Here is a 13,061-nt window from a genome sequence, read left to right on the forward strand (position 1 = left end):
GAATATAAGTGATGAGTGACAGGAAAGTAATAAAGATCACCGGGCATGCGGCCGCGACGGATTCGGAACTGGAAAAAGTCGAGCTGATTCTGACGGACACTTCGCTGAGGTATCATGATCTCACTACCCAACTTGATCCACGGGTAACGCCGGTCAAGAAGCAGTCTTTCAACATCGAGGACCGTGATCGGGAAAAGTTGCAGATTTCCCTGGAGGGCAATTTTTTTGTCACTGAGCTCAAGGGCGGGGAGCTGGTTTTAAGAAAAAATATAGAAAGTTGCTTGAAGCTTGTTCTGCAGAATCAAACCATTACCTTGAACCCGAATCTTTATTACGGGAACCGGTTATATAACGTGATGGAAATGGACTTGCCGCAACTGCTTGTGCCAGGCAACAACCAGCCCGTCATGTTGGGCAGTGCCGCCAGTCGGCCCTATGACTCGACAGCGCTGCTATTCAATGCGGAAAGGGCCGCTGAGCTCGACCGCTATCCCGATGACACCCTCGTCAATTATGAAATCAGGCTGGCCCGGTATGACGGGCAACCGACAAACCCGACCGCGGGCTATCTGAGTTTCGCGGAGATAAAAAAGGCCCGATCAAGGGGCTTCGTTCTCCTGCCGAGTGTGCCGACGTCAGCCTTCGACTTGAGCTCGATCCGGTTTTCCTACCGTATCACGGCGCGTGGGGGCGCCCGGATAGATTCCCTGGAGGATGAAAAGAAGGACCTTTTGCAGGTCAGGGTCAGTGCTTCGAGTCATCAGCTTATCGACATGAAGGCGATCAACAAGGCGCACACCCTCGATTTTCTGGAGATGAAATGCCTGTTGAACGGCGAGGGCCTGTTCCGCTACCTGAATGTCGCCTTCCCTCGGTTCAGGGTCTTTTATGATTCGGGCAGCGAGGTGGCCTATAACAGCGTTCATCACCTCGATCTTTCGACGGCAGCCAAGAGGACAGAGCATGGGTTGCTGATCGATATGGCGTCGCTTGCCTCGGTCGATTTTATCGACAGGAGATCTTTTTTACGCATAAAGGGATTGGCGTATTTCGAGCAGGCGCCGCCAGAAGTCGCCAACTTTTCGTATGAGATGCTCGACTCGGATTACCGGGTGATCAACGAGGCGCATTACGTGGGGCGCTGCCACTTCAGAAAGGTTGTCGAGGACGCTGCTGCATCCCGCGTACTGCATCTGGAGACGCAAGGGAATCCCTATTATCTTGAGATGGATATCAAAGATCCATTAAAGGAAAGCCCCGCAAAACAGGGCTCCGCAGCTTGTTATTATCGAATCCATCTGGTTTCTCCTTTCCCGTCAGTCGCAATGGACCAGCTGTTTTTTTCCGAAGTCGATTTCTACTTCGACAGGAAACTGAGCTTTGCCGATATTGCCCGGGACCTGGATCTGCCCTATGAGGAATTGGATATAGCACCGGTGGTCCAGGGCGCAAAACTGCAGGACTTTCTTGAGGCGCATACGCTGGCCTATACGGCGATTCCGTTCTCCTTTGAACGGATGACGAAAGATGTGCTCATGCGGGCCGCCTTTCCCCAGGCCGTGGCGAAAAATGTCTCCGTCCACGGCTATTCCAGAACCGGAAGAAAGCTGTTCAGCACGCGCTGGCTGGAAAAAGACCGGGTAGAAGAAGCGCCTGCCTGGTGGCAGGGGGTGGAGATACTGGTGCTCTGTCTCTGGATGAAAAAGGATGCCCTGGCGCAAAGCCCTTCGCCCTATACCTACCGCGCGGAAAGAGAGTTTGACGGCGGCACTTATGACGCGCCGTATTTCCTGAGTGTCGAAGGGAAATTCAATCCGTATACCTACATTCCCTGCCTCAAAGGCAACCATGTCTATGAGCTCGATCCACTGTTCTCCAACACCCTGTATGTGGGGCAGGGACGCAGTCGGGTTCAGGGTCGGGGTTCAGCCAATACGATTTATCTGATGTGGGACTCTCATACCGTGTTTGATTTCGCCGCGGAGGAGGACTTTCAAAAGGGCCTGGCACCTTCGCGCCTGAAACTCATGGGCGTCGATCTGGAAAACGTGGTGATACAGGTGCCCGGGCCGGAGGAGGAACATTGGGGCAGTGTCGTCCTGGAGTGGGCGCTGTTGGTCGATCCGCAGAAGGAACTGGCCGCGACCCGCGATCCGGCCGTCCAGGGCTGGTTGAAAGGCAGTCAGGCAGCGCTCAAGGAAGGCTCGTTGACGCTGGTCAACTTCCTGAAGGAGCCGATTGGCGAGTTTCTGGAAATCGAGATCAAGGATCGCCTCTACACCCTGGAAGTGTCGCGAAACGATGGCAAGGTTCATTGGCGGCGGCAAGTCGATCTCGGTCGTGAAGCCCTGGGCGAGAAAACCGTGCTTCGTCGCTGGAGCGACAAGACCGAGTACGTGCTGCGCAACAGCATCCTGGGCAAACCCGACACGCCGCTGTATCCCAGCGATGACGGCCAGGACATCCTGATCGCCCGTGGCAACGTGGCCTATCTGCATGGCGGCAGGCATGAGACGCAACTGGTCGGCAATCTGCCGGAGAACTTCTTCTATCTCGATCAGGGTGGCGCCGACAGTGTGATCGCCAACGGCTATAGAAACACCATCGAGATATCCGGCGCCTCGGGTGGGGACAAGGTCCTTTTCCTGACGACGAAAAGGGCGGCGACCCATTTCATTTCCGCTTCCGGCGTCAGTTTCAGAACGGCCCGCATACAGGACGACGACCTGTTCTTTTTCCTGGAAGCCGAGACCCATCTGCTGACGATCTGCCTGAAGGGCATCGTCGCCTGGCCGCGCTCAGCGCAGAACCGGGTCAGCCTGTTGCTTGAGGAAGGGATCTTCAGCGCCGATCGGTTGATCGAGTCCCTGCGGCTGTCGGCGTTGAGTTATCGAGAAGAGGTTTACCGGGTGCAATCCGTGTTGCCGGAACCGGCCCTGCAACAAGGGTTTACCCAACTGGCTGACAGAGTGGTCGAGGATGAGCACGCGAAGGCGTATCTGAAAGATCAGATCAAACAGTATGACGTGGTCGAAAAGGAATAAGGAGAAGCCCTGATGTCTGCGCGAGCCAAGCTATTGGAGATGAATGAACATCGCTACAAAGTGGCGTGTCCTTTTTATGGAGAAAAGGACTATGCATTCACGTTCGAGTTTACCGCTGTCAACGCCGTCTGGCAGGCACATGATGCCGACTCCGCCAGTCTTGTTGCCAAGCCGAATATCTGGATGGGCGAAGAGCGAGAAGATCACTACACCGTTGCGCAACGGCCGGAAGCCGCCGATGAACGAGTGTTTGCCTATCGGCTCGGGCGCAGTTTCACCCTGGTCTGCCTGAACGAGCAGTTGTACCTGATGCTCAGGACCTGGGAGGAAGACCGGGAGGGAAAGGTGCTGGCGGCGAGTCGGCGTAATAAAAGCGCGGTGAAAGTCGCCACCCGGATGGTCTCGGGGAAAACCGAGCCGCTGATGTTCGCCCATGGGGATCCCTGCGTCATCAAGCTGGAAACCAGGGACGGGCTTTCGACGGTCAAGGTCTGGAATACCGGCAAAGCCGGGGAAGCGCCTTATATCCTGGGCGACTTCGGTGAGGCGTTCAGGGATTTTTTCGCCGGCTTCAGCGAGTTCCAGTTCAATACCATTCCGCTGGCCATCAAGAACGGCCGGCACTCGTTGCGCCTGGAGAGAGTGGCGGCCTGGGTGGGTAATGCCCGGCCGGAAGGCGAGGCCAATCTGCGCGATTACCTGGAAGAAAAAAAACCGCTGTTGAAGGGCTTCGGCTATCGGCAGCTCCCCCTGGAGCAACTGAGTGCCCATTACCCACTGCAGAAGAACCGCTGGGGAACCCTCGATAACAAGCTGTTCCACTCCGTGGAGAACGCCAACTTCTCCATCGAGGCGGCTCGGGGGCTGTGCTTTGATGCCTTCAGGAATTCATGCTCGGTGTCCCTGACACCTGCGGCGGATCGAGGCGTCTCCAGCGGTTTCATGCTGGACGTACGGCTGAAGGAGCCACGGTCACTTGAAATCCAGACGGTGGTCTCGTTGATCGACAGGTGGAATAAAGCGCAATCCGTTTTCTCGCGGCGCAGGCACGGGCTGGATTTTAAAAAGATCGTCGAGGACGTGGAGCGTTTTGATCCGGCTGAACCCTTTGTAGCGGGTGCTCATTACAACGATCGGACCCTCGCGCAATTCATCGGGACCAGCACGCTGGCGGGTAGTCTGCCGAATTTTATCGGACAGTTGGGTGTGTCCGATTTTTCTGTCGAGGCGCAGTTGAAGGCTACCATGCGTCAGCTTCAGCTCAAGCTGAACGAGGATAAACAGACGCTTTACACCCGCCGCACGGATATCGGTGCGCTCACCTGTAAAACCGCCGCGCCTGAGAGCAGCACCCGGTTCTCCCTGCAGATCCTGAGGCAAATGAAGGCAGGCCCGGCGAATGGAGAATTGGCTTACGAGGAGAAGATGGTCTTCAGCGACCCTCAGGGCAACGAGCGCGGATCAGTGGACCTGGAGGGTTTTCCCTGTTTCCTGCTGCTGTGCCTGAGTGACGATCGCAAGGCGTTCAATCTGTTCGTGGCGCGGGCCGACAGCGATCTTTCCGGCGGGTTGGAAGCCGCTCTGACGTATGCGATTTCGCCTGCCGGCGATCAGGCGGCGTCTCAAGAAGATCCAGCCATCGCTGAAGTCGTGCTCACCCTTGGCTTGGGAACAGGCGTGGGGAATGGCCCGATGCTCGCGATCAGGGATCTGAGTCTCTGGAGTAGCGCCTTGTGGCAACGGGAAGGTTTGCTGACGGCGGGGGAGAAGATTGACCGGGACTACAATGTCAAAACATTGGCCCATCTGGGTTTTTCAGGTTCGCTCGGCTCCCTGGTCGAACAATATGAAAAATCTTCGAAGTTCTAGGTGGGCTTATGCAAAGGTTATCGTTTGACTACAGCCTGCATCAATATGAAATATCAGGTGCCGGACCGGGCAAGGAAAGCCTGGCCCGTCTCGAATCCATCGAAAGGCTGTTGAAACATTACGCGGTGATTTTTCCCGAGCTTTATCTGGAGGACAACAGGATCAGCGCCGCGCAAGGCGGGCGGGTTTATACGCTTGGCGAACTATATACCGAGGGCGTCGGCGAGCAGCGAATCATATACCCCCGCTTTCGCGATCAATGGAGCTTTGAATTTTCTCGGGATATATCATCCTTTCTGCTGTGGCAGGCAATGGATAAGTCATTGCAGGGGAGTTATTCGCAGCTTGAGTCGGCATTTTCAAGTGCAAGAGGGGAAGGTGCGCGGGCCCTGGTTGATTTGGCATTGCTCAAGGATTTTCTCGCAATGGCCAGGGTCGAGGGGGATAACGTTGTAAAAAAACAGGAAGAGCTGAATTTCCTGAAGGGACTGATCGCCCTGTATTATCTGGGGGTTGTCCAGAAGCAGGTGCGGGTGTTTCGCGGGGTCAACCTGCCGGTGAGCCCGTCCAGGCCGGGTGGGCGGGTGAAGCGTGCCGTGGGAGGGACTCTCAATCTGCTTATTGGTGAAGATGTTGCAAGCGTCCTGTTGTATCACAACGCTACATCTTTTGAAGAAACCTACCCGTTGGCGATTATAAAGTTTTATTTCTATTACAAGAGTAGAGGCGGGCTGAAAGATGCGCAGGATCTGATCAGGTTCTCTATTTCGTTCAAGGAGTTTTTCAGACGGCTCTCCGGTCCGGCTTGGCAGATCAATGCGATCGAGTATCCCAGTATTGTCGATATTCTGAGTGCCGAAGGTGCAGTGCCCGAAGATGCCGAGGCCGCCCGTCGCTATATCGATAATATGGACAAGGAGTTCGTGCGTTTCAGAAAGAGCAACCTGGATCGGATCCTGATCCGTGAGCAGGAACTGGGTATTTACACCCTCAGTAGCTACCATAAGCTGCGATCGCGGGAAATCGATACGCTCCTGGGTCGCGGTCGGCCCAGGCCGATTGACGCGTTGCTCATCGATTACATCAGCCCTGGCGATACCGCGAGTCCTTTTGACGGCACCGTGCATATAGTGGGGCATGCGGATATTTTTGGCCTGGGTGGTGTTTCCAATCCTGAAAGGATAGCCAGTTGGATATACGATAATTTTTCCGGCGTGTTTGGAAAGAACTCCGCCAGGTTCAGGCAGATCCGCTGCATGAATTTCACCGCGTGCCATTTCCCCGAGGCCCTGGCGTCCTATGTGACGGTTCTTTTTATCGAGCGCTGCCTGGAGCAAGGGAATTTCAATGTCATCGGCGGCGACGGTATGGAGCGGCGCTGGATCCCCAATATAACCGTGATTTGCAGCCCTCATTCTTCCCTGGTCTATAGCTCGGGTCTGGGTCTGATTCCGTTTTCTTATATCGCCACTAACGACAATATGGCGCCATTGCCGGGCGTTGTGCTCAATGTCATGGATCGCATGCGCTCCCAGGGATTTTCTGCCTTTCTATCGAAGACGGGGAGCCTGGATTTTTCGGAGCCTGCCGTTCGGCGGTTTGTCCAGGAAACACGGGTGTTTTCCGTAGCCGGCATGGTTGGAGATGCGTTCCAGGTCAAAGTTGTATCGGAGGCCGGGTTCGAGGCGGTGAAACAGGAAAAAACAGCCGATTACAGGGTCTATGAGCGAGGTTTCGAGGAGGAGAGGCGCAGAAGAAAGGCTGAGGCGCTAGAGATTGCCAGAAGGCCGCTGCCAGGATTCGGAGGGTGGACGACGGAGCAGCATGTGGCCCGCGTCGAACAGTTGATTTATGGCGCTGCGTCCATCAGGCCAAAAGACCAGGCAGCGTTTTTGCGCGCCAATACATTTGAAACGATGCGGTTGTTGCACGATTATTATGCAGAAGTAAAAAACCGCTATGCCTCGCCGGCGCACGTTGGTGCGGACGAGAGCGAGGCTGAAGTCAATACCAGGATATACAAGCAGGCCCTGGAGGATCTGCGCAAGGAAAACAGAATCAAGTTCCTGATTGATCCGGTGGATCCTGGTTATCACTATAAACGGCAGTCGATACTCAAGCTGTTCCGCGAGCATTTGGGCATTGTGTATCGCGAATTTCAGGATTTTGCGTTTTATAGCCCGCACGATGGACCACTACTGGGCGTGCAGCCATATAACTATGGGTATGTCTCTTATTATGATCAGCAGTTGGCGGATATCCTGTTTGTCGTCACCAAGCAGGAATATCGGGAAATCACCGGCATCAAGGTCGATAACATCCAGTTGAATGCGGCACGCAGTGTGTCAGACGCTATTTTCAGGAGCGCTCAAAAACCGAAAAGAGGCTCGCCAGGAGACACCATCCTGCTGGGTGCCCCGCCGTTGTACCAGGGCTTTCTGGGCAGCGCACAGCTTGGCGTGTCAACACGAGAGTCGGGCGCCCTGCTCGAATCGGGCGAGGAAGCCAGGGTTCTTTCCGCCATCGAGCAACTGGAAAGCAGCCTGAAACGCAAGAAGCCGCTGTTGCAGGACGCGGGGGCCCTGGGAAAGCTGCAAGAAACCCAGGAAAACCTGGCCCGGACCAAAGCCGCAGTCGAGAAAAAGCAGCTGTCCCCTGTCGTCCTGAAGACCGCCGCGCGCATGGCCGCCGGCTCCAGTCGCCTGCTGGGGGCATTCGGGGTCTTCGCGGACTTCCGCACCCAGCCCTTCCACCTCGACTTTTCCTCGGTCAGGTCGGGGCTGTTCAGCACCAGCGATTCGCTGGCGGTGGTCAAGGGGGTCTTTGATTTCAGCTCCGATATCGGCCCGGCACTGGCCTTGCGCCTTGCCTCCAGCGCGTCGCGGGCACTCTGGCAACCACGGCTGGACCAGCTGTTCTTCAAGATGAACAAGGTGCTGCTGCCCCTCGATGTGCTGTTCACGGCGGTCAGCCTGTATCGCAATGTCGAGGGCGCGCGATTGGCCAGGAGCGTCGAGGAACAGGCGCTGTATATCACCATGACGGTGATCGATGGCGCCTCGTTCGGGCTGGGCCTGGCGGGGTTTATCCTGATCGGTGTGCCCGGGGTCGGCGTCGCCCTGATTCTGGTGGGGATGGCCCTGGCCGTGGTGAACATCCTGCTGAACGCCATCGTCAGCCTCTCGCAATTGGAGAACTATCGCTGGGATGAAAAGGTTGGCCTGTTCTTCGGCAACCTGTTCGGGGCTTCGGCACTGCACGGCATTCTCACCCAGCAGCAGATGCGCCAGGCGGCGGATCAACTGTTCACCGGGGTGAGCGAAGAGGGTATCGATCTGTTGCTGACGCCGATGATCAATGACGCCGACGACAGCGACCAGACCAATCCGCTCAAGGACATCGGTTCGATCAGCCAGGGTTCCAGCCTGCGCCAGCAGCCCAAGGGCTATACCTTGTCGCCGCTGGGGCTGACCCCGGACGACCTGCAGACCTGGACGGATGCGAAGGACCAGGACAAGACCGGGCAGGTCCACAAGGGCTGGTACCTGCGTCGCCGGGAGCGCCCGCGCAAGCTGATGGTGACGATGCCGTCCACGCCGAACACACGGCGGGAGCTGCTGGATTTCGGTGCGATCCCGACCATCCTGCTGTTCGGTGCCACGCCCCACCTGTTGCTGGAGGCCAATCCCTTTGGCTGGGCGGCGGGAGAGTCACCCCAGGAGCGGGCGCTGAACCGCTACCAGGTCAGGTTGCACCGTGCGACGCCCTACACCCTGCAGTTCAAGAAAAGCGTGCTGAGCTCAAAGGACTTCGACTCGAACTTTGGCAGCCGGACGGAACTGCTCGTTCCGCCAGGGGATTTGCCGACGCTGCCGCAAGTGAGCCTGGACCTGTCCGGGCAGGACCGCGAGACCTTGGCGGAGCTGGACTTGTCCCGCTCGTCGCTGGAGATCGTCAAGTTCAAGGGCAAAAGCACCTTCCGGCTCGACCTGGTCAGTGTCGATGACCAGGCCACCTGCGCGCTGGAGCGGGTGGTGCGCACGGTTCAACTGCCAGAGTACATCTCGTTCAAGAGTGGCGAGACGCACCCGGTGATGGCGGTGGTGGGAGAAGGTTCGCGGATCACGCTGAGGCATTCGACGGGGCATTCCCTGCTGTTGCTGAAGCCGCAGGTGCGTCGTTGCGATATCGAGCTGCAGGCCCCGGTCAGTGGGTTTGCGCTGTCTGCTTGAACCCTACGGTCAGGGGGCGTTGCGCCCGGCATGTTGATGCAGTGCCCACTGCACGTGTTCCCTGACCAGCTCCGACGGATAGTCCAGGCGGGCATTGAGGGCTTCCAGTACCACAATCGTCGAGGGCGCGTTGCCCAGGCCGACCGCCAGGTTGCGTAGCCAGCGCTCGTAGCCGGCCCGGCGCAGCGGCGAGCCTTCGGTGTTTTTCAGAAAGGTCTCTTCATCCCACAGGAACAGTTCGGCCAGCCCGGCATTGTCCAGGCTGTGCCGGGGCTTGAAGTCTCTTTCGTCGGAGGCGCGGGCAAAACGGTTCCACGGGCAGACGATCTGGCAATCGTCGCAGCCGAACACCCGGTTGCCGATCAGGGGGCGCAAGTCTTCCGGGATCGCGGTTTTCAGCTCGATGGTCAGGTACGAGATACAGCGTCGCGCATCCAGCACATAGGGGCCGACAAACGCCGCCGTCGGGCAGATATCCATGCACGCCGTGCAACGTCCGCAATGCTCGGTGGCATGGGGGGCGTCCACCGGTAGCGGCAGGTCGACGAACAGCTCGCCGAGGAAGAAATAGCTGCCGGCCTTGCGATTGAGCACCAGGGTGTTCTTGCCGATCCAGCCGAGCCCGGCCTGTTCGGCAATGGCCTTTTCCAGCACCGGGGCGCTGTCGACGAAGGCGCGGTAGCCGAACGGGCCGATGACCTGCTGGATGCGCTCGGCCAGTTGTTGCAGGCGCTTGCGGATCAGCTTGTGGTAATCGCGGCCCAGGGCATAACGCGAGACATAGGCCTTTTCCGGCTCTCCCAGGCGCTGGGCCATCTGCGTGTCGCCGGGCAGGTAGTCCATGCGCAACGACACCACGCGCAATGTCCCGGGCACCAGTTCGTCGGGGTGCGAGCGCTTGCTGCCGTGCGCGCCCATGTAGTCCATGTCGCCGTGGTAGCCGGCATCCAGCCAGCGTTGCAGGTGCTGCTCATGCTCGCCCAGCTCGACGCCCGCGATACCGACTTGCTGAAAGCCCAGCTCACGGCCCCATTCCTTGATGGATTGGGCGAGGGCGGGAAGGTCGACGCTATTTACAGGCATGAGACAGGAGAAACCTAGGCTTTGGTGCGTATAATTCTGCCAGACATCAGAGCCGAACGACGCATGCCGCAGACCAAACCGCCTTTTCCCGATATTCAGTCACTGACCCTCGCCACTTTGCCGAGCCTTCCCGCACGTCAACCGGACGCCCACAAGGGCCAGTTCGGCCACGTGTTGCTGATCGGTGGCGACCGGCGTTTCGGCGGGGCGATCCTGCTCAGCGCCGAAACGGCCCTGCGCGGTGGCGCGGGCCTGGTCTCCCTGGCGACGCGGCCGGAACACGTGGCCGCTGCCCTGGCGCGCCTGCCGGAAGTGATGGTGGTCGGCGTCGAGTCGGCCAATCAGTTGATGGACGTGCTGGAGCAGGCCACGGTCCTGGTGGTCGGCCCGGGCCTCGGGCAGTTCGCCTGGAGCCGCAGTCTGTTGTCGCTGGCCGCGAACGCCGCGGTGGCGCAGGTCTGGGACGCCGACGCGTTGAATCTGCTGGCGAGCGGCGAGACGCGGCTGCCGGCCGATTGCGTGATCACCCCGCATCCGGGCGAGGCCGCGCGCCTGCTGGGCATGTCGACAGCGCAGGTGCAGGCCGATCGTGTCGCCGCGGCACGGGCCCTGGCCGCGAAGTACCAGGCGGTGTGCGTGCTCAAGGGCGCTGGCAGCCTGATTGCCGCGCCGGATGGGCGGCTGTCGCGCTGTGAGCGCGGTCATCCGGCCATGGCCACCGCCGGGCTGGGCGATGTCCTCGCCGGCCTGATCGGTGCCTTGCGCGCCCAGGGCCTGGCGGCATTCGAGGCGGCTTGCCTGGCGGTCTGGCTGCATGCCGGCGCCGGCGAGCTGCAAGGCAGAAAGGGCCGTGGGCTGGCGGCCAGTGACCTGATTCCAGCCATCCGTCAGTTGCTGGAGGAGCAATCGCCGTGTCTGAACTAACCCTGCAATTGCCTGACGAAGAAAGCATGGTGGCGTTTGGCCGGAAAATCGCCGAAGTGACCGCCGGTGTCGGGGTGATTTTCCTCGAAGGCGACCTGGGCGCCGGCAAGACCACGCTGTCGCGCGGCATCATTCGCGGGCTGGGGCATGCCGGGGCAGTGAAAAGTCCGACTTTTACGCTGGTCGAGCCGTACGAATTCGCTGAAGTTCGTGCCTACCATTTCGATCTTTACCGCTTGGTCGATCCCGAAGAGCTCGAATACCTGGGGATTCGCGACTATTTCGACGGCGATGCCCTTTGTCTGGTGGAGTGGCCCGACAAAGGTGCAGGCTTTTTGCCAAAGCCCGACCTGACCATTACCATTAGCCCGCATAATGGCGGACGTTCGTTGTGTCTGTTGTTCCAGGGGGCGCGAGGCGAGGCCTGGTGTGCCGCACTGGCATTGGAATTCAAATAAATGATGGGGTTTGGTATGCGCATTCGCGCGCTGGTTGCTGTCGTAGGACTGTTACTTACGGCACTGGCCGTCGACGCCGTAGCGGCGACACAGGTCAAGAGTGTTCGACTGTGGCGAGCCCCGGATAACACACGACTGGTGTTCGACCTGTCTGGCACCGTCCAGCACAGTGTCTTTACGCTGACCGCACCCGATCGCCTGGTGATCGACATCAATGGCGCGACCCTGGCCGGCCCGCTGAACGTGCCGACGGCCAATACGCCGATCACCAGCGTCCGCGCCGCCCAGCGCACGCCGACCGACCTGCGGGTGGTGGTCGACCTGAAAAAGGCCGTGACCCCGAAAAGCTTCACCCTGGCGCCGAACGCCCAGTACGGCAATCGCCTGGTGGTCGACCTGTTCGACAACCCGGCCGATGCCGCGCCGACGCCGACGCCCGCGTCCAATCCGGCGCCCAGCGTGGCGACGCTGCCGGCGGTGCCGGTGACACCGACGGAGCCGGCCATCAAGCTGCCGCCGGCCCCGGCCGGCAAGCGCGACATCATCGTGGTGATCGACGCCGGTCATGGCGGCGAAGACCCGGGTGCGTCCGGCTCCCGTGGCCAGCACGAGAAGGACGTGGTGCTGTCGATCGCCCGTGAACTGCAACGCCAGGTCAATGGCCAGAAGGGCTATCGCGCCGAGCTGACCCGTACCGGCGACTACTTCATTCCCCTGCGCGGACGTACCGAGATCGCCCGCAAGAAAGGCGCCGACCTGTTCGTCTCGATCCACGCGGACGCCGCACCATCCGCCGCGGCGTTCGGCGCCTCGGTATTCGCCCTGTCCGATCGTGGCGCGACGTCCGAGACCGCGCGCTGGCTGGCGGACAGTGAAAACCGTTCCGACCTGATCGGCGGTGCCGGCAACGTCAGCCTCGACGACAAGGACAAGATGCTCGCCGGCGTCCTGCTCGACCTGTCCATGACCGCCTCGCTGACCTCCAGCCTGAACGTCGGCCAGAAGGTCCTGAGCAACATCGGCCGGGTGACGCCGCTGCACAAGCAGCGTGTGGAGCAGGCCGGGTTCATGGTGCTGAAGTCGCCGGATATCCCGTCGATCCTGGTCGAGACAGGCTTTATCTCTAACTCCAACGAGGCCTCCAAGCTGGCCTCCGCGAACCATCAGCAGGCCCTGGCGCGTTCCATCAGTGCCGGTATCCGCCAGTTCTTCCAGCAGAACCCGCCACCGGGGACCTACATTGCCTGGCTGCGCGATTCCGGCAAGATTGCCCAGGGCCCGCGCGACCACCGCGTGGCGCCGGGCGAGACCCTGGCCATGCTCGCCGTGCGCTACCAGGTCTCGGCGGCGACCTTGCGCAGTGCCAACAACCTGAGCAGCGACGAGTTGAAGGTGGGACAGAACCTGACCATTCCTGGTGCTGAACTGGCGGCCAAACAATGAGCGATGCA

The 13,061-nt window shown here is 59.4% G+C and carries 7 protein-coding genes; 6 read left to right on the plus strand and 1 reads right to left on the minus strand.

Annotated elements, in window-relative coordinates; translation table 11 throughout:
* Nucleotides 1-11 precede the first annotated feature (11 nt).
* The 3 genes from KI243_RS02670 to KI243_RS02680 are packed head-to-tail and all read left to right on the plus strand — an operon-like array spanning nt 12 to nt 9,145.
* A complete protein-coding gene (locus tag KI243_RS02670) occupies nt 12-3,044 on the plus strand; it encodes a hypothetical protein (protein WP_212810421.1) in 3,033 nt (1,010 codons plus the stop codon).
* Nucleotides 3,045-3,056: 12 nt separating this feature from the next.
* Entirely contained in the window at nt 3,057-4,913 is a 1,857-nt protein-coding gene (locus KI243_RS02675; protein WP_212810422.1) for a hypothetical protein, read from the plus strand.
* An 8-nt stretch (nt 4,914-4,921) separates the two neighbouring features.
* A complete protein-coding gene (locus KI243_RS02680) occupies nt 4,922-9,145 on the plus strand; it encodes a hypothetical protein (RefSeq protein ID WP_244861807.1) in 4,224 nt (1,407 codons plus the stop codon).
* A gap of 9 nt (nt 9,146-9,154) precedes the next feature.
* On the opposite strand, the gene queG is transcribed toward KI243_RS02680, so the two are convergent.
* Nucleotides 9,155-10,228: a tRNA epoxyqueuosine(34) reductase QueG gene (gene queG / locus KI243_RS02685; protein WP_212810423.1), complete on the minus strand. Its 1,074-nt coding sequence runs from the start codon at nt 10,226-10,228 to the stop codon at nt 9,155-9,157.
* Nucleotides 10,229-10,291: 63 nt separating this feature from the next.
* Between queG and KI243_RS02690 the strand changes: the two genes are divergently transcribed.
* From KI243_RS02690 to KI243_RS02700, 3 genes are read left to right on the plus strand one after another with little or no spacing between them, the layout of a single operon-like run.
* Entirely contained in the window at nt 10,292-11,152 is an 861-nt protein-coding gene (locus KI243_RS02690) for an NAD(P)H-hydrate dehydratase (RefSeq protein WP_212810424.1), read from the plus strand.
* On the plus strand, nt 11,140-11,610 hold the full coding sequence (tsaE, locus tag KI243_RS02695; RefSeq protein WP_177118268.1) for a tRNA (adenosine(37)-N6)-threonylcarbamoyltransferase complex ATPase subunit type 1 TsaE: 471 nt from the start codon (nt 11,140-11,142) through the stop codon (nt 11,608-11,610). The genes KI243_RS02690 and tsaE overlap by 13 nt, the downstream gene beginning before the upstream one ends.
* A gap of 3 nt (nt 11,611-11,613) precedes the next feature.
* Nucleotides 11,614-13,053, plus strand: a complete 1,440-nt coding sequence (locus KI243_RS02700; protein ID WP_209436720.1) for an N-acetylmuramoyl-L-alanine amidase — start codon at nt 11,614-11,616, stop codon at nt 13,051-13,053.
* Nucleotides 13,054-13,061: the final 8 nt, after the last annotated feature.

This window comes from Pseudomonas sp. Ost2 (genome assembly GCF_018326065.1).
Taxonomy (GTDB): Bacteria; Pseudomonadota; Gammaproteobacteria; order Pseudomonadales; family Pseudomonadaceae; genus Aquipseudomonas; species Aquipseudomonas gingeri.